Below are 22,414 nucleotides of genomic sequence, written 5' to 3' on the forward strand. Positions count from 1 at the left end.
TTACAGGGCCCTGTTGACGCGAGATCGCCCCTGGCGGATGCCCGTATTCCAGCCACGCGCCGTCGGGACCGCGTGCGACCGGCCCATCTGCGGGAGACGACTGTGGGGAACGACAACCTGCCGGCGATCTCCGGGGAGACCGGCCGCGCCGCGGTCCAGGGCGGCGTCGCCCGGGCGCGCGAGGCGTACGAGCGCTTCGCCGAGGCGGGCGAGATGGCGCTGAACGCCTTCGAGGCCTCGATGGCGCAGAGCTTCGAGGGCTGGCGCGCGGTGATGGGCTCCAGCCGCGAGACCGCGCACCAACTCACCGACAGCAACGTGGCCGGCGCCCGCCGGGTGCGCGAGCAGTGGGACGCCGCCGGCGCCCGCCTCTACAACGCCTTCGAGGACAACGCGGTTCACGCCATGGCGGCAATGCGCGAGATCGGCCACCGGATGCTCGTGGCCTCCGACACCAATGTCCGCGCGAGCCTCGACTTCGCGGACCGCGTCGCCAAGGCGGCAGATGCCCGCGAGGTCGCGGCGCTGAACATCGCGTTCCTGCAGGAGCAGGCGCGCCGGCTGACCGACCAGATGGTCGACCTCCATCAGACGACCGGCCGTCTCGCCCGCGAGGCCGCCGCGCGCACGGAGACCCCGTGACGGCCGGCACCGCGGCGCCCGCTCCCGGACCTGAGGCGACGCCGCGGCTCGACGACCTGAGCCGCGCCGACGTGCCGTTCCGGACCGGCCATTTCCTGGCCTACGCGCCCCACGACTTCCACCGCATCGCCTACGTGGAATGGGGTGACCCGGACAGCCCGCACGTCGTCGTCTGCGTCCACGGTCTCAGCCGCCAGGGCCGCGATTTCGACGCCCTCGGCTATCGCCTCGCGAAGCTCGGGTACCGGGTGATCTGCCCGGACCTGCCTGGGCGCGGCCTCAGCGGATGGCTGAAGGACCCGGAACTCTACGGCCTGCCACAATACGCCGCCGACATGGCCGCGCTCATCGCCCATCTCCGGGTCCCCGGGAAGATCGACTGGGTGGGCACGTCTCTCGGCGGCCTGACCGGCATGGTCCTGGCCGCGGCCGCCCGCACCCCGATCCGCCGGATGGTGATCAACGATATCGGCCCGTTCCTGCCCTGGGCGCCCATCCGCGAGATCGGGTCGCGCCTGCGGGACGCGCCCCGGCTGCACCATAACCTCGCCTCGGGCGAATCGCGTCTGCGCACGGTGCTGGGCGCGTTCGGCCCGCTCACCGACGAGCAGTGGCGCCACATCGCCAAGCACAGCTTCTTCCAGGAGCCCAACGGCGGCTGGCGGCCCCACTACGATCCCGGCATCGGAGACGCCTTCCGACCGGGCCGCGTCTACAGCGTGAGCATGTGGCGCGACTGGGACGCGATCACCTGTCCGGTCCTGCTGCTCCGCGGCGAGCACTCGGAACTCCTCCTCGCCTCGACGGCCGACGAGATGACGCGCCGGGGACCGCCGACGCGCCGCGTCGAGATTCCCGATTGCGGCCACGCGCCCGCGTTGCTCGACGACGACCAGTTGCGAATCGTCCTCGATTGGCTCGGCCCGGCGGCGTGATTCCGTCGCCGGCGCGCGCCATCGAGCCCTGAGTCGACCGTTTGCTGTCGTACGGATTTCGCTGGGATCGGCCCGGCGGGCCCAACGCGGCGCAGGCAACCCGATATCGCCCGGCAGTGTTCGAGAGTGAATTTTTAGCTGATCTCGCTCACTTATATTTGATCGGGCCCGGTATTTGAGTTGTTCTCGCGGCGGGCACTGGAGGGCCCAAATTGCGGTCTTCCGGACCTAAGATTTCGAGAGCGTAACCATTCGTTGCACGCGCGGCTGACCTGTGGCACTAACAGATGTCAGGTCTGGATCTTGGCCGCGCAATGTTGCACCTGTCGGTTGTGATTGGCGCCCTGGATCCGGGCGAGCAAGCCTGCAGACAGCAAGAACATCCGGACTACCCACTATGGCGAACCCAACCCCCAAGCCGAAGCAGACCACAGCCATCGATCACGGGGTCGGCAGCCGCATCGCGTTCCTTCGGGCGGCGAATGGACTGAGCCAGTCCGCGCTGGCCAGCGCGCTGGGCGTCAGCTTCCAGCAGGTCCAGAAGTACGAGACCGGCAAGAACCGTGTCGGTGCCGGCCGCCTGCAGGCGATCGCCGAGCGGCTCGGCGTTCCGGTCTCGAGCTTCTTCGAGCCCGAGCCCGAGGCGACGACGGATAGCGGTCCCGCGCTGCTGCGCGTCGCCGGCGCCGTCGAACTGCTCCGGGCCTACAATCAGATCGCCGACGATCAGATGCGCCGCGACGTGCTCTCCCTCGTCAAATCCGCGGCGCGGATCGGTCAGACCAAGACGTCGGACGGCGCGGCACCGCAGGCGGGCGGCGCTCCGCGCAACTCCTGACATCCGGGCCTTGCCCGGCGCCGATCCGGCGCCGTGCGGTCCATGCAGGCGGGATCATGGACTCTCTCCCGACGCGTGTGACCCACCTGCTCGCCGACCTGCCGCTCCGGGCGGACGACGAGATCGTGTCGGTCCTGGTCTCCGAGCCGGGCCTGCGGGTGGAGCGCATCGTCTCGACCGGTCAGGCGAGCCCGCCGGGATTCTACTACGACCAGCCGGATACCGAGTGGGTCGCCGTCCTGACGGGCGCGGCCGACCTTCGGTTCGCCGACGAGGCGGAGGCCCGTCGCCTCGTCGCGGGCGACGCCATGCTGATCGCGCCGCATCGTCGGCACCGGGTGGAGTGGACCGACTCACCCACCGTCTGGCTGGCGATCCATTTCGGGTCTCAGGTCGGCGCTACGGATCCGGCTTCGCGCGATCGGGACTAAGCACGATTCAGGCGGCGAATCGGGCGATCGCCACGGCCGTATCCCCGTAGACGCGCCGCTCCAGTTCCGCGAAGCCGGCCGGCCAGACGACCTGCGCGGCCTCGACCTCCTCGACGACGATGAGAGCCCCGGGCGCCAGCCAGGCGCCCTCGGCGGCGCTTTTCAGGGCGCGCGGCGCGAGATCACGGCCGTAGGGCGGATCGCAGAAGACCAGCGAGAAGGTGCCCGCCGTGGAGGCCGGGCCGAGACGGGTCGCGTCCCGCCGAAACAGGCGCGTCACGCCTTCGGCACCCAGGGCCTCGATGTTCTCGCGGATCACCGCGCGCGCCTCGGCGCCCTCGTCGACGAGGAGGGCGTAGGCGGCGCCCCGCGAGAGCGCCTCGAAGCCGAGGGCACCCGTACCGGCGAACAGGTCGAGGACCCGGGCGCCGGCGACGGCGTCGTCGTAGGCGTGGGCGAGCACGTTGAACAACGATTCCCGCAGGCGGTCCGATGTCGGCCGAATGGCGTCGGTGCGCGGCGTGGCGAGCCTGCGGCCCCGCCACGCGCCGCCGACGATCCTCACCGCGTCCCGCGCGGCGGCCGGCCGCCGCCGGGCTTGGCGCCCCCGCGCGGCGCACCGGGACGAGCACCAGGACGACCGCCCGTGTCCGACCCGCCCGCGGGTCCGTTGCGCCGACCCTGGCCAGCCCCCTTGCCGGCGAAACCGCCGGGCTTGCCACCGGGGCGGCTTCCGCCGGGACGCGCACCCCCGGTCTTCGGGCCACCGAACGCGGGCTTGCCCCCGGCGGCAGCGGGCTTCTGGCCGCGGAAGCTGCCTGGCTTCCGCGACGCGCCCTCCGCCGGCCCGGCGTCGAACGGTCGGTCGCGCCGGCCCCCGGGCTTGCCCCCGCGCTCGTCGAATCGCCGCTCGTCCCGCGGAGCCTCGCTCCGCGCGCTCTCGCGGCGAGGGCGCTCATCGCCGCGGCGCTCATCGCGCCGACCGGCGGGGCGCTCCTGCCGCTCCGGCATCCCCCGGTCGGCGAAGCGGCGCTTCGGCTTGGCGACGGGCTCGGGCTCCGCCGGCGTTGCGGACAGGCGCTCGACGACGACCCGGCGGTCGCCGGCCCGGATCGAGCCGACGCGCTCGCGGCCGCGTTCTGCCGCGGCCGCCTGCGCGGCCCGGGGATCCGCGCCGCGCCGGGGAATGCGCGTCCCCCGCGGCTTGGCCGCGTCCTCGTCGCGCCACGCGGAGTTGCGCGGTCCGGGACCGGTGCCCCCGGTCGAGACGCGCGGCGCCGGCGCGGGACGCGCGGCATTGCGCCGGGAAGATGCCGGCTGCGCCGATTGGGCGTCCCGATCCGCCGGGCGGGTGCCACCGAACGGCGAGATCGGCTCGCGGACCGGACTGTCGAAATCCACGCCGGCCTGCTCGGCGAGGCTCTTGCCGAGCTGATCCTTGAGGACGCGGGTCCGCACCTCCTCGACCAGGCCGACCTCCAGGTCGCCGAGCTGGAAGGGCCCGAAGGAGAGCCGGATCAGCCGGTTCACCGACAGTCCGAGATGCTCGAGGATGCGCTTGACCTCGCGATTCTTGCCCTCGCGCAGGCCGAGCGTCAGCCAGACGTTGTCGCCCTGGACGCGGTCGAGGGTCGCCTCGACGGGGCCGTACTCCATCCCGTCGATGGCGACGCCCTTGGACAGCCGGTCGAGTTGCGCCTGATCGGTGTCGCCGTGGGCGCGGACTCGGTAGCGGCGCAGCCAGCCCGTGTCGGGATGCGCGATCACCTTGGCGAGCCCGCCGTCATTGGTGAGCAGCAGCAGCCCCTCGGTGTTGATGTCGAGCCGTCCGACCGCCACGACCCGGGGCAGATCCTCCGGGAGCACGTCGAACACCGTCTGGCGGCCCTCCGGGTCCCGGGCGGTCGTCACCACGCCCCGCGGCTTGTGGAAGATCCACAGGCGGCTGCGCTCCCGCGACGGCATCGGCTCGCCGTCGATCAGGATCCGGTCGTTCTCAGTGACATTGCGGGCCGGGGATGTCAGCGTCTCGCCGTTGACGCTCACGCGTCCGGCCAGGATCATCGTCTCGGCGTCGCGCCGCGAGGCGACGCCGGCCCGTGCCATCGCCTTCGCGATGCGCTCGCCGGGCGGCGTCTCGATCAGGGCTTCGGCGTCCGCGGACGCTTCGGGGCCTGGCTCCGGCTGCGGCTCTGGCAGAGGCTCCGCCTGCGGGGCGGGCTGCGGCTTGGCCTTCCGCGCCGTCTTCTTCGCGGCAGAACTGGCAGGCCGCTCGGTGTCGGCATCGGCACGGCCCGCATCGGTGGGCGGTGCCCAGCTCTCGGTGCGCGCTGACTCTGGGGCCGGACGGGCGGTCCCCTCCGGCTTATCGTCGTTCGGCAAGTCGCTCATGCCTGCCGCTTATCAGAGCCGGTTCCGACAGGCGAGACGGGTTGTGCACCGGTGCGAGTCGCCTCAACGCGAAGAGGCGGCCCGTCGGGACCGCCTCGAAGACTTGGATGGCGGGTCGAAGACCCGCGTTCGTCAGAGTCTCGGCGAGCGCCCGCGCATCACGCCGAACACGGCGGAGATCAGGAACAGAGCGATCGCCACGAAGAAGACGATCTTGGCCGCCTCCATCGCCGTGCCGGCGATGCCGCCGAAACCGAGGAGCGCCGCCACAAGAGCGACGACGAGAAACGTGACAGCCCAGCCGATCATGGCATCCTCGCGTTATTCGGGTCGGTTCAGTTCTGGAACCTGCCCGAGGCGGGTTCCGTTCCGGTCGCGCTCGACGATCAGAGCTTGTCGGTGGCGGACTTCACCGCGCTTTTGGCGTCGCCGACGGTGCCCTGGGCCTTGCCCTTGAGTTCCTGGGCGGCACCTTCGGCCTTGAGCTTGTCGTTACCGGTCACGTCGCCGATGCCCTGCTTGGCCTTGCCGACGGCCTCGTTGGCGACGCCCTTGATCTTGTCGGTGGTGCTGCTCATGGCGTTGTCCTCTTGTTCGATCTGCGGCGGCGCCGCACTGGTTCCTGAAACGGTCACGGTCGGCGGAATGTTCCAGGCCTTAACATTGACTTGGGTCAGGCCAGCCCGCCGCCCCGGGTCCGTCGCGTCAGTGGGATGAGAACAGCTTGGCTGCCGATCCGATCCATCCGGCGCGAGCGGAAACGTCCGGACCGCTGACCGCGCTCGATCACGCTTTCGCGGCCGCCCGCGCCGCGGCCGCTGCCGGGGAGGTCCCGGTCGGCGCCGCGGTTGTCCGGGACGGGGTCATCCTGGCGGTGGCGCATAATCGGCCGCGCGAATTGCACGACCCGACGGCGCACGCCGAGATCCTGGCGATCCGCGCGGCCTGCGCGGCCCTCGGCACCGAGCGCCTCGTCGGCTGCGATCTCTACGTCACCCTGGAGCCGTGCCCGATGTGCGCGGGCGCGATATCCTTCGCGCGCATCCGGCGACTCTACTACGGCGCGGCCGATCCGAAGGGGGGTGGGGTCGAGCACGGGCCGCGCGTCTTCGATCAGCCGACCTGCCACCACGTGCCGGAGGTCTACGGCGGGTTCCGCGAGCGCGAGGCGGCCGATCTGCTCCGGGCGTTCTTCGCGCAGCGCCGCGACTGACGCGGGGCGGGCGTACAGGTTCCCATCGGCCCTGGGCGGGTCAGCAGAGGAGGAGAGGATGATCCCGACCTATTCCAGAGCCCTGATCGTCGGGGCGGGCGCCGGCCTCAGCGCATCGCTCGCGCGCCTGCTCGCCGCCGACGGCATGACGATCGGCCTCGCCGCCCGGAACGTCGACAAGCTCGCCGCACTGGCGGCGGAGACGGGCGCGGCTGTCCATGCCTGCGACGCCAGCCAGCCCGCTGAGGTCGAAGCGCTGTTCGCCCGCCTGGAGCCGGCGCTCGGCGGTCCGCCGGACGTCGTCGTCTACAACGCGAGCGGTCGTCTCCGCGGCCCGGTCGCCGATCTCGACCCGGACGCGGTCGCCCAGGCGCTGATGGTGTCCGCGTACGGTGGTTTCCTCGTGGCGCAGGCCGCGGCGCGCCGCATGCTGCCGCATCGCCACGGCGCGATCCTGCTCACCGGCGCCTCGGCGAGCGTGAAGGGCTTCGCGGGATCGGCCCCGTTCGCGATGGGGAAGTTCGCGCTGCGAGGACTGGGTCAGAGCCTCGCCCGGGAATTGCAGCCCCACGGGATCCACGTCGCGCACATCGTGATCGACGGCGCCATCCGCAATCCGGCCCGCGGCGGCGAGCCGCCGGAGGCCCCCGACAGCCATCTCGATCCCGACGCCATCGCCAGGGCCTATCGCGACCTCCTGCGCCAGGATCGTAGCGCCTGGACCTCCGAACTGGAACTGCGTCCCTGGACGGAGCGGTTCTGAGGCCGCCTCAGGGATTCACGCGCAGGCCGAGTAGGAAGGTGTTCTCCCGGAAGCTGGACCCGGCGACCGTGCTGTCGAACTTCTGATAGATGTACGTGCCGCGCAGGGTCAGCCAGCGGGTGAAGTGGTAGTCGAGCCGCGCGGTCGCCGAGAACCCGTTCTCACGGATGCTGCTGCTCTGGTAGTCGTTCCGGAGATACGATCCGCCGAGGACGATCGAGAGGTTGCGCAGCAGGTCGTGCTGCACCTCGAGCGTCGCGACCTCGGTGAGCACGCCGCTGGAGCCCGGGATCGTCGTCTCGGTGACGCCGGTCGCGGCGGTGAGACGGACGGTCGTGAGCGGACTCGCCGCCCAGACCAGGGCCGCGTTGAGCAACGGCGCGTTGATGTCGCGCAGGCTCGGATCGACGTAGGTCCGATGCTGGATGCCGGCGGAGATCTCGCCCGTCACCGAGCGCGCGAGGCCGATGCTCGTCCCGAAGGCGACCGCGATGCCGTCCGAGTCGCGCCGGACGCCCGTCGCGTCGAAGCGGCGGTCGTAGACGCGCGTGTCGCCGAGCAGGTCGATGAACGGGCTGAAATCCGGGTTGATCTCGTAGGCCGTGCGCAGCTGCAGGCTGTACTGGTTCAGGTTGCGGTCGGATTGATTGACGATCGTCCCGTCCGCCAAACGCGCATTGTCGAACTCGGAGCGGTCGACGGACCCGCGCAGGGTGACCGACAGGCGGTTGAACGTCTCCGTCGCCCCGAGCGAACCGCCGTAGACGGCCAGGAGCGGCCGTGTCGTGGCGGTGGCAGCCTGGAGGTTGGCGCTCGACGTGCGCTGCGTGTCCACCAAGAACCGCCCCTCCGCGTCGATGCGCAGGTCCCGGTTGGCGTCGATGCGCAGCCGGACCACGCCGTCTGCCGCGGGGCGGCTCGCGGCCTCGTTCTGCGGGGTCTCGAGGTACGAGCCCCGGAGCGAGCCCTGCAGCGAGCTGGAGGACCAGTTGCTCCGGAAGTCGACCGTGGCGTCGGTGCGCAGCGCGACCGAGCCCTTGGCGATCTGGCGGGTGGTCTGGTCCGGGTTCGAATCGTAGCCGACGCTCTGGGCGAAGGTGGGCAGGACCGTGAAGGTGCCGACCTGATAGCCGATCGGCGCGTAGGCCGGATCGGTGGGGATCGCGCGCGCTAGGTCGGTGCCGAGGATGAAGCCCGGGGTCAGGAGGCCGAGGGCCGGCGCGATCGACTGGAACGGGAGGATCGGCCGGATCGGCGTCACGACCTGCGGGTTCGGGACCCCGACGACCGCCTGCTGGACCACCGGCGTCAGCCGCAGCGCCGGCGGCGGGATCTGCGTGACGTCCTGAGTGACCCGCCGCGTCGCCGAGCCGATCCGCCGCGGCGGAGCGGCGCGCGTGCGCAGGAGAGTCGACGGCGCGAGATTGGCCGGTGCCGTCGAAGATCCGCCGGTGCGCCGTCCCCCTGTGGTGACGCGGGTGCTGAGCTGGGACACGCCGGGCTGACCCGGGATCTGCGTCTGCGCGGGGGGCGAGAGCGGCGACCGAAGGCTGTCACCGCCGGTCTGCTCGCCGCCCGCCGCGTCGCCGCCGAGCGCCCCGCGATTCTGGTCGCGGCTCAGGCCGTCCGGGATCGTGCGCTTGAGTGTGGGCAGGCCATTCGGGCCCGTGTCCTGGCCGATGCCGGGATTGTCGGGCTGGCCGGTAACCGGGCTGGTCGCGTCGAACCGCTGGGCTGCCGCCGGTGCCGCGAGCGTGACGCCGAGCGCCGCGGCGGCGAGCCGCATCCTCCGCCGTTCCCACCGGTCAGCCGCCGTCCGCACCTGATCCCGGTCTCCGCCAAAGTCCCCGGCACCAGAGCGCGGAGATTGCAGGTCACACCACCCCGGAACAGTGCCGGTATGGTTAACGAACCCTAGCGGCGACGTGGTTAATGCCCCGTCAACGGCGGTGGGGCGGAAGGTTTGCGGCCCATCGATCCGATCTCACCTGTCGATCACGAATACGTTTGAGCTAATTCGTGCACTATGCTACATAGGTGCAGACTTCGATCGACTCCGAGAGGAATTGATCGGCCTGAATGATTGTAACTCTTGAGGTTTGCCGTGAGTGAGAACGCAGGCAGTGAGCTCAGCCCGGCGATCGGGCTCGCGGTCGATATCGTCGCCGCTTACGTGTCGAACAACTCCGTTCCGGTCTCCGAACTTCCCGGATTGATCGGCGGTATCCACGCGGCGCTGAACAGTTTGACAACTCAAGGTCGCGCCGCGAACTCGAGCGTCGAGAAGCTCAGTCCGTCGCAGATCCGCAAATCGGTCACGAATGATCACATCGTCAGCTTCGAGGACGGGAAGCCGTACAAGACGCTCCGGCGTCACCTGACGCTGCGCGGCCTGACGCCCGAAGCCTACCGGGAGAAGTGGGGCCTGCCCCGGGACTATCCGATGACCGCGGCGAGCTATTCGGCGCAGCGATCTGAGCTGGCACGCGCCCTCGGGCTCGGACAGCAGCGCCGGAAGACCCGCGGAGGGGCCGCGGCCGCCATCGAGGCGCCCCCTGCGCCGACTGCGAAGGCGCGGAGACGGAAGAAGGTACCGGCTGAGTGAGAGGTCCGAGCCGGGGCTAAGCCGCGTCGTATCCGCGACGCGGCCCTTGCGCGCCGCGCAACTGTGCGCCGCGCCTCCGACGCTATCCATCGGCGAACGCGCTGCGATGCTGCTCTGCACCATCGAGCTCAGCCCGCGCCGAAGGACGTCCCCGTGCCGCCCCTGCCGATCCTCGCCCTCGCCGTCGCCTCGTTCGGGATCGGCACGACCGAATTCGTCATCATGGGCCTGCTCCCGGAGGTGGCGCAGAGCTTCGGCGTCACCATTCCCCAGGCCGGCTACCTCGTCTCGGGCTACGCCATGGGCGTGGTCGTGGGCGCGCCGATCGTGGCGATCGCGACCGCGGGCCTGCCGCGCAAGACCGCGCTGCTGGCGCTGATGGCGGTGTTCCTGGCCGGCAATCTCGGTTGCGCGCTGGCGCCGAGCTACGCCCTGCTCATGGCCGCGCGGATCCTGACGGCCTTCGCGCACGGCGCGTTCTTCGGCATCGGCGCCGTTGTGGCGCGGGATCTCGTGCCGCGGGAGAAGCGCACGCAGGCGGTCTCGCTGATGTTCGCGGGCCTCACCCTCGCCAACGTGCTCGGCGTGCCGCTGGGCACCGCCCTCGGGCAGGAGGCGGGCTGGCGCTCGACCTTCTGGGCGGTGGTCGTGATTGGGCTCGCGGCCGGGCTCGCGATCCAGCTCTGCGTGCCGGACGGGCTTCCCGGGACCCGCGGCCGGCTCGTCAGCGAGTTTCGCGCGCTCGGGCGCTGGCCGGTGCTGCGGCCGATGCTGATCTCGACGCTGTCCTCGGTGAGCTTCTTCACGGTGTTCACCTACATCACGCCGTTCCTGACCGGCGTGACCGGCTTCACGCCGCAGGGCGTGACCGGCGTGCTGTTCGCCGCCGGCACGGGCCTGACCGTCGGCAATCTCCTCGGTGGGCATCTGGCCGACCGGGGCCCGATGGCCACCATCGTCGGCAGCTTCCTGGGCATCGTGGCGGCCCTGCTGGTGCTCGCCGCGGTCGCGCACCATCCGGCGCTCACGGTGGCGGTCGTGGTGCTCTGGTCGGGCCTGGTCTTCGCCCTGGTCTCGCCCCTCCAGATCTGGGTCGTGGAGGCGGCGAGCGACGCGCCGAACCTTGCCTCCACGCTGAACCAGGGCGCGTTCAACCTCGGCAACGCCACCGGCGCCTGGATCGGGGGCACGGCGCTGACCCTCGGGGCCGGCTACGGCCAGCTCCCGCTGATCGCCGCCGCGGTGTCGCTCGCCGGGCTCGGACTGGTGCTCACCGCGGTCGGCCGCGGACGCCGGAGCGTCATACCGGCATCCGCGCCCGGGGCCTGATCGATCAGTCGGCCCGGACGAGGTCGCCGAGCAGGCTCGCCGCCACCGTCGCCTTGGAGACCGTGAGGCCGGAGGCGCTGATCGCGTCCACGGCCTCGCGGATCCGGGCGAGCGAGGTGCCGCGCGCCCGGATCCAGGCCTCCACCGCCTCCGGCCCGGCGCCGAGATCCGCCACGACCTCGGCCGTCAACTTGCGGTGCGCGGCAGCAATGCCGGCGCCCGCGCGCTCCAGGGCCACGCGGTCGAACGTGTCGGCCACCGGGACGGTCCGCGCCGCGGCGGCGAGGTCGTCCAGGCGGAAGGCGTGCTCCAGGGCGAAATGCGTGGCCGCGACCTCCTCGACCGGCCGGCCGCTGGCCTCCGCGACCCGGACGATGTCGGGGGCGGAGACCAGCGCGCTGAGCGAGGCCAGGCGCCGCGCCTGGGCCGGGGCCATGCCGTGCCCGGTCAGCTCCGCCGCGCGGGCGCCGATCGTCGCCAGCGCCTCGTCGCCGAGCACGTTGGGTAGGGCGGCCTCCACGGCGGCGATGCCGTCCCGGTAGCGGGCGACCACCGGGGCGAGGCCGCCGCCCAGGTCGAGGTTGCGGATGAACCAGACGATCCGGTTCGTCAGCAGATCCTGCACCTCGGCGTAGAGGTCGAGCTGGCCCTGGCCGGGAACCCGACCGGCGAGGCCGTCGATGGCGAGGTTCAGCTCCATCAGGCCGAAGGCGTCGCGGGTCACCGCGTAGGCCTTGGCGATGGTCGCGGCGTCCGCGCCGGTGCCGTCGACGAGGCGCGTCACCAGCGACGGGCCGCCGCGATTGACGATGATGTTGGCGAGCGCCGTGGCGATGATCTCGCGGCGCAGGCGGTGTCCCTTGACGGCGTCGGGGAAGCGTTCGCGCAGGGCCTTCGGGAAGTAGCGCTGCAGCTCCCGGTCGAAGTACGGGTCGTTCGGCACGGCGCTCTCGAGGATCGCGTCGTGCAGCGACAGCTTCGCGTAGGCGAGCAGCACGGCGTATTCCGGGCGGGTCAGCCCCTCGTTCCGCCGCATGCGCTCGGCGAGCGTGCCGTCGTCCGGCAGGAACTCCACCGCCCGGTCGAGCCGGCCCTCCGCCTCCAGTGCCTGCATCGTCCGCATGGCGAAACCGGTTTCCCCCAGCCCTCCGCGCTGGGCAAGGGACAGGGCGAGCGTCTGCAACTCGTTGTTGCGCAGCACGAGGCGCCCGACCTCGTCGGTCATGTCGGCGAGCAGGGTGTTGCGCGCCTCGTAGCTGAGCCTGCCGTCCCGCTCCGGCGTCATCAGCGCGATCTTGATGTTCACCTCGACATCCGACGTGTTCACGCCGGCCGAGTTGTCGATCGCGTCGGTGTTGAGGCGGACGCCCGCGCGCGCCGCCTCGATGCGCCCGCGCTGCGTCAGGCCGAGATTGGCGCCCTCGCCGACGACCTTCGCGCGCAGCTCCGGCCCAGTGATGCGCAGGGCGTCGTTCGCGCGGTCGCCGGCATCTTCGTCGGTCTCGGTGGTGGCCCGGACATAGGTGCCGATTCCGCCGAACCAGAGCAGGTCGGCCGGCGCCTTCAGGATCGCCTGCATCAGCTCGGTGGGCGTCGCCTCGGACCGGTCGAAGCCCAGCGCCGACCGGATCGCCTCCGAGAGCGGCACGGTCTTCAGGCTGCGCGGGAACACGCCGCCGCCCTCCGAGATCTGGCTCTTGTCGTAATCCGCCCAGGAGGACCGCCCCAGATCGAACAGGCGCCGCCGCTCGGCGAAGCTCGCCGCGGCGTCCGGGTTCGGGTCGAGGAAGATGTCGCGGTGGTCGAAGGCCGCGATCAGGCGGATGCTCTCGGAGAGGAGCATGCCGTTGCCGAAGACGTCGCCCGACATGTCGCCGACGCCGACCGTGGTGATTGGGTCGGTCTGCACGTCCACGTCGATCTCGCGGAAATGCCGGCGCACCGCCTCCCAGGCGCCGCGGGCGGTGATGCCCATGCCCTTGTGGTCGTAGCCCTGGCTGCCGCCGGACGCGAAGGCGTCGCCGAGCCAGTGGCCCTTCTCCAGCGAGAGGGCGTTGGCGATGTCCGAGAAGGTGGCGGTGCCCTTGTCGGCGGCGACCACCAGGTAGGCGTCGTCGGGATCGTGCCGCACCGTGTCGGGCGGCGGCACGATGGCGTTGTCGACGATGTTGTCGGTCAGTTCGAGCAGCGTGCGGATGAAGATCCGGTAGCTCTCGGTCCCCTCCTGCATCCAGGCGGCGCGGTCGGAGGCCGGCGGCAGCCGCTTCGGAAAGAAGCCGCCCTTGGCGCCCACCGGCACGATCACGGCGTTCTTCACCTGCTGGGCCTTCACGAGGCCGAGGATCTCGGTGCGGAAATCCTCCGGCCGGTCGGACCAGCGCAGGCCGCCGCGGGCCACGTAGCCGAAGCGGAGGTGCACGCCTTCGACGCGGGGCGAGTAGACGAAGATCTCGAAGAACGGCCGCGGCAGCGGCATCGCCGTCACCTTGGCGCAGGCGAACTTGAAGCTGATCGTCTCTCGCGGCTGCCCGTCGGCGCCTGTCTGGTAGAAGTTCGTCCGCACCGCCGCCTCGACGAGGTTGACGAACCGGCGGAGGATCCGGTCGTCGTCGAGGCTCGTGACCTCGGCGAGCGCCGTCTCGATCTCGGCGCGTACCTCGGCCTCCTGCGCGGTCCGGTCACCGGTGAGCGCCGGGTCGAACCGGGCGCGGAACAGCGCCACGATCGCGCGCGCGATCCCGGCGTGGCGGCTCAGCGTGCCCGCGAGGTAGTCCTGCCCGTAGCGGATACGCAGCTGGCGCAGGTAGCGGCCCAGGGCCCGCAGCAGGGCCGCCTCCCGCCAGGGGAGGGCTGCCTCAAGGACGAGCCGGTTGTACCCGTCGGACTCGGCGATGCCGTCCGCGATGGCGAGCATCGCGGCCTCCAGCGGGCGTTCCAGCGCCGCGAGGTCGATCGGGGCGCCGGTGGCCCGCTCGATCAGCATGTCGTGCAGCCAGACCCGCGCGGCCTCGTCCGTCCCGGCCGGCGCGATCTGGTACGTGCGCTCGTTGATGACGCGGAAGCCGAGATTCTCGAGCGCCGGGACCCGGTCGGACAGCGCGATCGCCGTGCCGCGCGAGAACGCCTTCAGGCGGACCTGCGCCTCGGGGTCGCTGGGCCGCCGATCGAGATGGACGGCCCGCGGCTGAGTCTCGCCGAGGCTGTCGAGGATCGTCACGTCGGCGACGGCGACCTCAGGCTGGAAATTGTCCCGATAGGCGGCCGAGAACGCGTCGCCGTAGCGGGCGGCGAGTTGCCGCGCGCGGTCGCCCCCCTGGGATTCGGCCAGCGCCGCCCGCAGCGCGTCGCCCCAGGTCCGGACCAGGGCGACGATCCCGGCCTCCAGGGAGGCGGGATCGTGCTCGGGGCTGCCCTGATCGGGCAGGCCGATGATGTAGTGGATCCGGGCGAGCGAGCCTTCCGGGTAGTCGGGGTAGGACGCGCTGAGCCGCCCGCCGTAGGTCTCGGCGAGGTAGCTGCCGATCCGTCCCCGGATCGCGGAATCGTAGCGGTCCTTCGGGACGTAGACGAGCAGCGACACGAAGCGGCCGAACCGGTCGGGCCGGGACAGCACGCGGACCCGCGGGCGGTCGGCCAGGGCGGCGATGGCCAGGGTGAACCGGTAGAGCCGCTCGCCGTCGATCTGGAAGAGTTCGTCCCGCGGGTAGCTCTCCAGCACGGCGAGGAGGCTGCGGCCGGCATGGCTCGTCGGGTCGAGGCCGGCGCGCTGGACGACGGCCTCGACCTTCCGGCGTAGGACCGGAACCTCGCGGGCCGGGCTCGTGTAGGCCGAGGCGGTGAACAGGCCGACGATCCGCACCTCGCCCGACAGCTTGCCGAGGCCGGAGAACAGCTTGACGCCGATATAGTCCAGGTAGGCCGAGCGGTGGACTCGGGACTTCACGCTGGCCTTGGTGATGATCAGCGGCTGCGGCTCTTCCAGGAAGGCGAGGATCTCCGGCGTGTAGTCCACCGGCGTCCGGCCACGGCGCAGGGGCGTCGCGCCGGGATCGCGGAGCACGCCGAGGCTCGACCCCTCGACCAGCGGGTGAGCGTCGCCGGCGATGCCGTGCTCCTGCAGGCCGAGGATGAGGAACTGGCCGTCGGTCAGCCATTCGAGGAAGGCGCGCGCCTCCTCGGTCTCCGGTCCCGGCATCGGGGTCGGCCCGCGCCCGAGATCGGCGGCGAGGTCGGTGAGGCGCGCCAGCATGGCGTCGTGGTCGTCGCTCGCCAGGGCGACATCCCGGTAGACCGTCGCGAGCGCGTTCAGGAGCCGCTCGCCGGTCTCGGCCGCCACGGGGTCGAGGTGGATGTGGATGAAGCTCTCGCGCGCGAGACTGCCCTGCGCGTCCGCGGTCGTCTCCCCGACCACCCGGATGAGCCCGCCCGCGCCGTCCCGCTCCACCCCGAGGATCGGGTGCGCCACGAGCTGCGGGGCGAGGCCCTGCTCGGTCAGTTCGGCCAGGGTCGAGTCCAGCAGGAACGGACGGTTGTCGTTGATCACCTCCAGGACCGTCGTCTCGCGCGCACGGCCGTCGCGCACCAGCTGGCTGTCGCTCAGGCGCAGCCGCGCCGGGTCGCCCGGCCTCCGCGGCTCGGACAGGAAGGCGCGGGCGCGGGCGGCGAGATCCGCCAGGACAGAGGGATCGTAGGGAGCGAGATCCTCCGGCGTCACGCGGCCGAACAGGTCGCGGACGAAGCCGCCGGGTCCGCCCTGCTCGGTGACGATGTCGGCGGCCGCCTCTATCAGCCCGGTGCGGGCCGTCTTCTGCTCCGAGGAGGACAACGCCGTCGCGGTCTCGAGTGTCATCGCGCTTCTCCCGAACCGGGTCACTCGCCCAAGCGATAGCAGCGTGACCGGCCGTGTCGATGACAGCGCCCGCCCGTTTCCGGGCCAACGGGTGTCGATCGCTGCGAACCGTCAGCTTCGCCTTGCCGAACGCCCGATGCGTGCATATACACCCATACCATGAGCGCCCCGTCACCCGAGCCGTGCACCTGCTCCGCCCTGCGTCGCGCCACGCGGGCGCTGACGGCGATCTACGACGCCGCCCTGAAGCCGACCGGGCTCCGCGTGACCCAGTTCGCGATCCTGCGGCTGCTGGACCGGCTCGGACCGGTCCCGGTCTCCCGCCTCGCCGCCGAGGCAGCGCTGGAGCGGACCACGATGGGCCGCAATCTCGACCCGCTCAAGCGCCGCGGCTTCGTCTCGGTCACGCCCGGCACGTCGGATCCGCGCGAGCGCCGCGTGTCCCTGACCGCGTCGGGCCGCGAGGCCCTCGCGGCCGCGACGCCCTACTGGCGCGAGGCGCAGAGCCGTATCAACGCCCGGGTCGATCCCGCGACCGTCTCCGCCCTGGCGGAGTCCCTGATCTCCGCCGCCTGACCGATCCGCCCCGCTTCCGGAGCCCGTCCATGACCGCCCTGACAGAGACGCGCCCCGGGTCGCGCCTGCACTACGCCTGGATCGTCGTCGCGGTGACCTTCCTGGTCCTGCTCGTCGGGGCCGGTGTCCGCGCCACGCCGAGCGTGTTGATCGTCCCCTGGGAGCGGGAATTCGGCTGGACCGCGGCCACGATCGGCGTCGGCATCGCGCTCAACATCTTCCTGTACGGGATGATCGGCCCCTTCGCGGTGGCGATCATCGAGCGGTTCGGCCTGCGGCGCTCGGTCTGCGGCGCACTCCTGATCCTGGCGATCGGCACCGCCGCCACGAGCCTGATGACCGCGCCCTGGCAGATGGTCGTGCTCTGGGGCCTCGTCGTCGGATCCGGATCCGGCATGGTGGCCAACGTGCTGGGCGCCACCGTGGCCGGGCGCTGGTTCGCCAAGCGCCGGGGTCTCGTGCTCGGCCTGCTGACCGCGAGCAGCGCCACGGGTCAGCTGGTCTTCCTGCCGATGCTGGCCTCGATCGCGGTGGGGCAGGGCTGGCGCTCCGTCTCGCTGGTGGTCGCCGCCGCGACCCTGGCGCTGATCCCGCTGGCGGCCCTGCTCCTGCGCGACCGGCCGGCGGATCTCGGCCTGCCCCGCTACGGTGAGGACGCGGTGACGCCGACGCCGGTGCTGACCGAGAACCCGGCCGTGCGGGCGCTCCGCGGGTTGCGCATCGGCCTGCGCTCCCGGGATTTCTGGCTGCTCGCCGGCACGTTCTTCATCTGCGGCGCCTCGACCAACGGCCTGATCGGCACCCACCTGATCCCGGCCTGCATCGATCACGGCATCGCCGAGGTCACGGCCGCCGGCCTGCTGGCGCTCATGGGAATCTGCGATCTGATCGGCACCACGGCCTCGGGCTGGCTCACCGACCGGTTCGATTCGCGCAAACTGCTGGCCTGGTACTACGGCCTGCGCGGACTCTCGCTGATCTTCCTGCCCTACTCGTTCGACTACAGCTTCTACGGCCTGTCGCTGTTCGCGGTCTTCTACGGGCTCGACTGGATCGCCACGGTGCCGCCCACCGTTCAGCTCGCGGGCAAATCCTTCGGGGAGGAGAACGCCCCGCTGATGTTCGGCTGGATCGCGGCCGCGCACCAGATCGGCGCGGCGTCCGCGGCGTGGCTCGCCGGCATGGTCCGGACCGAGAGCGGCACCTATCTCGGCGCCTTCGTGGCGGCCGGCCTGCTCTGCCTCGTCGCCGCCCTGATGGCCGCCTTCGTGGGCCGCAAGCCCGAGGCGCCGGCCCTGCGCCCGCTGCCGGCCTGAACTGCGCGGCGCGGGCAGGGTTGTCACAACTGTGCCGTGAAGGACGAGCCCTGATCGGCCCGTTCCCGCGCACCCCGAGAGCCCGCCGTGACCATCGCGATTCGGCCCGTGCCGCCGGTCCAGGACGTCCGCGCCCCGCGGCCCTGGTCGGGGCCGGGCTTCGCCGAGTTCGTCGCCATCATCGCCCTGATGATGGCGGTGACGGCGATCTCCATCGACAACCTGCTGCCCGCCTTCCCGGCCATCGAGGCGCGGTTCGCGGTGGCCGACCCCAACCGGCTGCAGCTCCTCGTCTACGTCTACATGATCGGCTTCGGCTTTGCGCAGATCGTCTACGGGCCGGTCTCCGACGCCCTCGGGCGACGGCCGGTGCTGCTGGCGAGCCTCGCCGTCTACGTGATCGGCTGCTTCCTCGCCATGGTGGCGCCGAGCTTCGGCTGGCTGCTCGCCGCCCGGATCATCCAGGGCATCGGCGCCGCCGGCGGGCGGGTGCTGTCGGTGGCGATCGTGCGCGACCGGTTCGCGGGCCGCGAGATGGCGAGCGTCATGTCGCTCACCATGATGGTGTTCCTGATCGTCCCGATGATCGCACCGGCGATCGGCGGCATGATGCTGGCGCTGGGCTCCTGGGTCTACGTCTTCGTCTCGATGCTGGTCCTCGCCTTCTGGCTGACGATCTGGTTCTCGCTGCGGATGCCCGAGACGCTGCACCCGGAATACCGCCGGCCGCTCTCGCCGGCCGCGACCTGGGAGGCGATCCGCCTGACGCTGAAGACCCGCGTCGCCGTCGGTTACGCCACCGCGCTCGGACTGATGACCGGCTGCATCATGGGCTACGTCGGCTCGGCCCAGCAGGTTTTCGATACCGGCCTGTACCACCTCGGCCCGCTCTTCCCGCTGGCCTTCGGGCTCGTGGCGGGCGCCATGGGCGCGGCGACCCTGATCAACGCCCGCGTGGTCCGGCGGCTCGGGATGCGGGCGATGTCGCACGGCGGCGTCATCGCCTTCACGCTCGTCGGCCTCGCGCAGGTCGGCGTCGGGCTGGCCTATCACGGCCACCCGCCGCTGGCCCTGTTCCTGTCGGTCCTCGCGGTGAACCAGTTCCTGATCAGCTTCGCGATGCCGAACTTCAACGCCCTCGCTCTGGAGCCCCTTGGCGCCATCGCCGGCACGGCCTCGTCGTTCCTGGGCTTCTACACCACGATCCTGGGCGCGTTCTGCGGCTTCCTGATCGGCCAGTCCTTCGACGGCACGGTGCTCCCCGTGGCGATCGGCTACGCGAGTCTCGGCGCCCTGGCGCTCCTCGTGGTCGCCTGGACCGAGCGCGGCCGGCTGTTCCGCGGCGGCGTCGGCGGTTGAGGCGTCGGTTGAGGCGGCGTCCTTAACGGGGTCTTCAGCGGAAAGTTGCAAAACTGCCGTCCTGATCCACCCGACCGGACACGCCGATGCTCGCCCGCGCCCAGGACGGAACCCTCCTCGTCGCGCGCCTGCTGCTGGCCGCCGCGCTCCTGCCGACCGGGATCGCCCGGACGCTCAACGTGTCGGGGTTCGCGCTGGCGCTCGCGGGGGCCGGGATGCCGTTTCCCAACGGCGTCGCCACCGCCGCCGTGGTGGTGCAGGTGTTCGGACCGCTCGCCCTGATCCTCGGCCTCCTGCCGGGGCTCACCGGGCTGGCGCTCGCGCTCTTCGCCGTCGTGACGGCCTTCGTGCTCCACCCGTTCTGGTACTATGTGGGACCCGCCGCGGTCGCCGAGCGCACGCTGATGCTGGCCGATCTCGGCCTCGCGGGCGGGTTCCTCATGTACGCCCTGAACGGTCCGGGCGCGCTCAGCTGGCAGGGCTGGCGCGCGGGAACCCGCGCCGCGGCGCCGAGCGCGAAGGCCGCCCCCGCGAAGGCTTCCGGCAAGGGTAGCGCGCCGCGGAACGCCGGCAAACGCGCTGCCGGCCGGCCGCCGGCCCGCGCCGCGGCCTGATCAGCCGTGCCGCGGCCTCATCTCGGTCGTCGGGGCGGGCGGCGCGGCAGCCATCTTCCGCCCGGAGATCTCCGCGCCGGCATCCGGCGACAGGTTGCGGAAGGCCAGTGCCGATGCCGCCGAGATCACGGCGACGGCGAAGAAGGCCGGCCCGAAATCCGAGGCCTGGATCTCCGTTCGGCCGTGAAACCCGGCATACCCCTCGAGCGCCAGCGCGCCCAGCGTGACGCCGAGGCTGAGCGACAGCTGCTGGCAGACGCTGGCGAAGCTCGTGGCCGCGCTCATCTCCTTCGATTCGAGGTCGGCGTACGCGATGGCGTTGACGCAGGTGAACTGGATCGAGCGCGAGCAGCCGCCGACGAACAGCAGGATCACCATGATCCAGTGGGGCGTCTGCGCGGTGTAGAACCCGTTGACCGCCAGGAAGGCCGAGGCCAGCAGGGTGTTCCAGACCATCAGGGCGCGGAAGCCGGTGCGGCGCAGGATCCGCGGACCCAGAGTCTTCACGAACATCGCGCCGGCCGCCGCCGCGAAGGTGATCAGGCCCGACTGCAGGGCGTCGAGCCCGAAGCCGACCTGCAGCATCAGCGGCAGCAGGAACGGGATCGCGCCGGTGCCGATCCGGAACAGGCTGCCGCCGAGCACCGCGACCCGGAAGGTCGGCCGCCGCATCAGGTCGAGGCGGACGATCGGGTAGGGCACCCGCCGGGCATGTGCCCAGTAGAGCGGCAGGAGCACCGCGCCCGCGGCGAGGCAGCCCCAGGAGACTTCCGCCGGCAGCAGGTGGCGGCCGAGGGAGGCGAGGCCGAGCATCAGGGCGGCGAGGCCGGTCCCGAGCAGCGCGAAGCCGAGCAGGTCGAGGGGCGGCCGCTCCGGCTCCCGCACGTCCTCGAAGTACAGGCTCGCCAGCACGATTCCGGCGCAGCCGATCGGCAGGTTGATGAAGAAGATCCAGCGCCAGTCGAACCACGTGGTGATCAGGCCGCCGACCGGCGGACCGAGCACTGGGCCGACCAGCGCCGGGAAGGTCAGGTAGGCGAGGGCCGTCACGAGCTGCGATTTCGGCACGCTGCGCAGCACCACGAGGCGCCCGACCGGCACCATCATGGCGCCCCCCATACCCTGGAGGAACCGCGCGGCGACGAACCACGCGAGGCCGTTCGCGGCCGCGCAGGCGAGCGAGCCGGCCATGAACACCACGAGGGCCGCGCGGAACACCGTCCGCGACCCGTACCGGTCGGCCATCCAGCCGCTCACCGGGATGAAGATCGCGAGGCTGACCAGGTAGGAGGTCAGCGCCAGCTTGAGGGCGATCGGGTCCTCGTGGAGGCTCGCGGCGATGCTCGGGAGCGCCGTGGCGATCACCGTGGAATCGGTGTTCTCCATGAACAGCGCGGTGGCGACCGTCAGGGGGACGATCCAGAGCGGTCTTTGGGTGGTCGCGGGCATCATACAGCAGACGCATGTGGCGCCGCCGCGGTTGCACGGCAGCGCGGCCACCTCGCACCCTCGTGTTTCGCGAATGTATCCCCCGTGCAACAGAGGTTGAGCCGCGGCGCGGGGCCACCTTTTTTGCGGGTGCGCCAATGGCTAAGTTTCCATCACGCGTCCGTGAGGCCGCTCCAGCCGGCCCGGGGCCGGCGCGCGAGGATTTCGATGCAGTCCAGCCCCAGCAAGGTCCGCTCCGTGGCGCGGATCGCCGCCGGCGTCGCCCTTCTCTCGATGGTCGCCGCCTGCGGCACTGTCCTGCTCAACGATCGCGGCTCGCTGACGCGCTACGACCGGCTCAAGTCCAGCGATCAGGTCGCCTCGGCCTCGCGGATCTACGTCGACCGGCCGGCCCTGGCGAAGGCCCGCACCGTCCGCATCATCCCGACGGCGTTCCACGCCGACGTGTCCGGCGCCGCCCCGCTGACGGCCGCCGAGCGGCGGCTCATCGCCAACGCCGCCGACCGGGCGCTGTGCTACGACCTGTCGCTGAAGTACGACATCGTCACCAGCCGTGACGCCGACCTGACCGTGCGGGCGCAGGTCACCCGCGTCGATCCGACGGACCTTCTCGGTGCCGGCGCGACCATCGCGGGCTCGGCGGGCGTGACGGTCGCCTCGCAGCTCGGCCTGAGCTTCGCCGAGGGTGTCGGGCGCGTGCCGATCCCGCGCGTGCCGATCGGGCTCGGGAGCCTGACGGTCGAGGCCGAGGCTCTGGACCGGCGCCGCGAGCAGCGGGCCGCCATGGTCTGGGGCGGAGCGGCCAACTCGTTCACCAGCCAGCCGCGCTTCTCCCGCGCCAGCGACGCCTACGACCTCGCCGGGGAGTTCGGCCAGGATTTCGGCTACATGCTGGCGACCGGCGATGACCCGTTCACGGCCCCCAACACGATCCCGACTTGGGACCGGATCCGCATCACCACCCTCGGCGAGGCCCCCCTCGACCCGGACTGCGAGGCCTTCGGCCGAGCGCCGGGCATCGACGGCATGCTCGGCGACTATATCGGCCTACCGCCCGAGTACACCGACAAGGGCCCGGCCACGCCGGCGATGCGCTGAGGCGCC

The 22,414-nt window shown here is 71.6% G+C and carries 20 protein-coding genes; 13 read left to right on the forward strand and 7 right to left on the reverse strand.

Going from position 1 to position 22,414, the window contains the following annotated elements; translation table 11 throughout:
• The first annotated feature begins 102 nt into the window (after window positions 1–102).
• The 4 genes from ABIC30_RS03330 (at window position 103) to ABIC30_RS03345 (ending at window position 2,846) form a co-directional block, all read left to right on the forward strand.
• Window positions 103–642, forward strand: coding sequence for a phasin family protein (locus ABIC30_RS03330; RefSeq protein ID WP_354454055.1), 540 nt, complete (start codon window positions 103–105; stop codon window positions 640–642).
• Window positions 639–1,577 (forward strand): alpha/beta fold hydrolase, encoded by a 939-nt coding sequence (locus ABIC30_RS03335; RefSeq protein WP_354454057.1) that lies wholly within the window; start codon window positions 639–641, stop codon window positions 1,575–1,577. Before ABIC30_RS03330 ends, ABIC30_RS03335 begins: the two co-directional genes overlap by 4 nt.
• A gap of 397 nt (window positions 1,578–1,974) precedes the next feature.
• A complete protein-coding gene (locus tag ABIC30_RS03340) occupies window positions 1,975–2,415 on the forward strand; it encodes a helix-turn-helix domain-containing protein (protein WP_056521969.1) in 441 nt (146 codons plus the stop codon).
• A 56-nt stretch (window positions 2,416–2,471) separates the two neighbouring features.
• Window positions 2,472–2,846: a cupin domain-containing protein gene (locus ABIC30_RS03345; RefSeq protein ID WP_354454059.1), complete on the forward strand. Its 375-nt coding sequence runs from the start codon at window positions 2,472–2,474 to the stop codon at window positions 2,844–2,846.
• A 7-nt stretch (window positions 2,847–2,853) separates the two neighbouring features.
• On the opposite strand, the gene rsmD is transcribed toward ABIC30_RS03345, so the two are convergent.
• The 4 genes from rsmD to ABIC30_RS03365 form a co-directional block, all read right to left on the reverse strand.
• A complete protein-coding gene (gene rsmD / locus ABIC30_RS03350; RefSeq protein ID WP_091978370.1) occupies window positions 2,854–3,411 on the reverse strand; it encodes a 16S rRNA (guanine(966)-N(2))-methyltransferase RsmD in 558 nt (185 codons plus the stop codon).
• The gene (locus tag ABIC30_RS03355; RefSeq protein WP_354454062.1) at window positions 3,408–5,237 is read right to left on the reverse strand and encodes a pseudouridine synthase; all 1,830 of its coding nucleotides are present in this window, start codon (window positions 5,235–5,237) and stop codon (window positions 3,408–3,410) included. The genes rsmD and ABIC30_RS03355 overlap by 4 nt, the downstream gene beginning before the upstream one ends.
• Window positions 5,238–5,369: 132 nt before the next feature.
• Window positions 5,370–5,546, reverse strand: coding sequence for a DUF1328 domain-containing protein (locus ABIC30_RS03360; protein ID WP_012317097.1), 177 nt, complete (start codon window positions 5,544–5,546; stop codon window positions 5,370–5,372).
• Between the two features lie 77 nt (window positions 5,547–5,623).
• Window positions 5,624–5,815: a CsbD family protein gene (locus ABIC30_RS03365; RefSeq protein WP_020091448.1), complete on the reverse strand. Its 192-nt coding sequence runs from the start codon at window positions 5,813–5,815 to the stop codon at window positions 5,624–5,626.
• 146 nt (window positions 5,816–5,961) lie between these two features.
• Here ABIC30_RS03365 and ABIC30_RS03370 point away from each other — a divergent pair, with 146 nt between their 5' ends.
• A complete protein-coding gene (locus ABIC30_RS03370) occupies window positions 5,962–6,450 on the forward strand; it encodes a nucleoside deaminase (RefSeq protein ID WP_020091449.1) in 489 nt (162 codons plus the stop codon).
• Window positions 6,451–6,508: 58 nt separating this feature from the next.
• Window positions 6,509–7,213 carry an SDR family NAD(P)-dependent oxidoreductase gene (locus tag ABIC30_RS03375; protein ID WP_020091450.1) on the forward strand — a complete coding sequence of 235 codons (705 nt, stop codon included), beginning with the start codon at window positions 6,509–6,511 and terminating at the stop codon, window positions 7,211–7,213.
• A 7-nt stretch (window positions 7,214–7,220) separates the two neighbouring features.
• Here the strand turns inward: ABIC30_RS03375 and ABIC30_RS03380 are convergent, their stop codons facing one another.
• On the reverse strand, window positions 7,221–8,999 hold the full coding sequence (locus ABIC30_RS03380) for an outer membrane beta-barrel protein (RefSeq protein ID WP_020091451.1): 1,779 nt from the start codon (window positions 8,997–8,999) through the stop codon (window positions 7,221–7,223).
• 318 nt (window positions 9,000–9,317) lie between these two features.
• On the opposite strand from ABIC30_RS03380, the gene ABIC30_RS03385 reads away from it, so the two are divergent.
• Both ABIC30_RS03385 and ABIC30_RS03390 read left to right on the forward strand, forming a co-directional pair.
• Complete coding sequence (locus tag ABIC30_RS03385; protein WP_020091452.1) at window positions 9,318–9,818, forward strand: Ros/MucR family transcriptional regulator; 501 nt, start codon at window positions 9,318–9,320, stop codon at window positions 9,816–9,818.
• A 153-nt stretch (window positions 9,819–9,971) separates the two neighbouring features.
• Window positions 9,972–11,147 (forward strand): MFS transporter, encoded by a 1,176-nt coding sequence (locus ABIC30_RS03390; protein WP_020091453.1) that lies wholly within the window; start codon window positions 9,972–9,974, stop codon window positions 11,145–11,147.
• A gap of 4 nt (window positions 11,148–11,151) precedes the next feature.
• Here ABIC30_RS03390 and ABIC30_RS03395 read toward each other — a convergent pair whose 3' ends face one another.
• Complete coding sequence (locus ABIC30_RS03395; protein WP_020091454.1) at window positions 11,152–15,996, reverse strand: NAD-glutamate dehydrogenase; 4,845 nt, start codon at window positions 15,994–15,996, stop codon at window positions 11,152–11,154.
• Window positions 15,997–16,155: 159 nt separating this feature from the next.
• On the opposite strand from ABIC30_RS03395, the gene ABIC30_RS03400 reads away from it, so the two are divergent.
• The 4 genes from ABIC30_RS03400 (at window position 16,156) to ABIC30_RS03415 (ending at window position 19,861) form a co-directional block, all read left to right on the forward strand.
• The gene (locus ABIC30_RS03400) at window positions 16,156–16,572 is read left to right on the forward strand and encodes a MarR family winged helix-turn-helix transcriptional regulator (RefSeq protein ID WP_020091455.1); all 417 of its coding nucleotides are present in this window, start codon (window positions 16,156–16,158) and stop codon (window positions 16,570–16,572) included.
• A gap of 29 nt (window positions 16,573–16,601) precedes the next feature.
• Entirely contained in the window at window positions 16,602–17,888 is a 1,287-nt protein-coding gene (locus ABIC30_RS03405; RefSeq protein ID WP_354454066.1) for an MFS transporter, read from the forward strand.
• Window positions 17,889–18,080: 192 nt separating this feature from the next.
• The gene (locus ABIC30_RS03410) at window positions 18,081–19,247 is read left to right on the forward strand and encodes a multidrug effflux MFS transporter (RefSeq protein ID WP_354454207.1); all 1,167 of its coding nucleotides are present in this window, start codon (window positions 18,081–18,083) and stop codon (window positions 19,245–19,247) included.
• A gap of 86 nt (window positions 19,248–19,333) precedes the next feature.
• The gene (locus ABIC30_RS03415; RefSeq protein ID WP_354454068.1) at window positions 19,334–19,861 is read left to right on the forward strand and encodes a DoxX family membrane protein; all 528 of its coding nucleotides are present in this window, start codon (window positions 19,334–19,336) and stop codon (window positions 19,859–19,861) included.
• On the opposite strand, the gene ABIC30_RS03420 is transcribed toward ABIC30_RS03415, so the two are convergent.
• The gene (locus ABIC30_RS03420) at window positions 19,862–21,310 is read right to left on the reverse strand and encodes an MFS transporter (RefSeq protein WP_354454209.1); all 1,449 of its coding nucleotides are present in this window, start codon (window positions 21,308–21,310) and stop codon (window positions 19,862–19,864) included. It abuts the gene before it with no gap.
• A gap of 207 nt (window positions 21,311–21,517) precedes the next feature.
• Between ABIC30_RS03420 and ABIC30_RS03425 the strand changes: the two genes are divergently transcribed.
• Window positions 21,518–22,408, forward strand: coding sequence for a DUF3313 domain-containing protein (locus ABIC30_RS03425; RefSeq protein ID WP_091924392.1), 891 nt, complete (start codon window positions 21,518–21,520; stop codon window positions 22,406–22,408).
• Window positions 22,409–22,414 lie beyond the last annotated feature (6 nt).

The sequence above is a fragment of the Methylobacterium sp. 1030 genome (assembly GCF_040544715.1).
GTDB lineage: Bacteria > Pseudomonadota > Alphaproteobacteria > Rhizobiales > Beijerinckiaceae > Methylobacterium.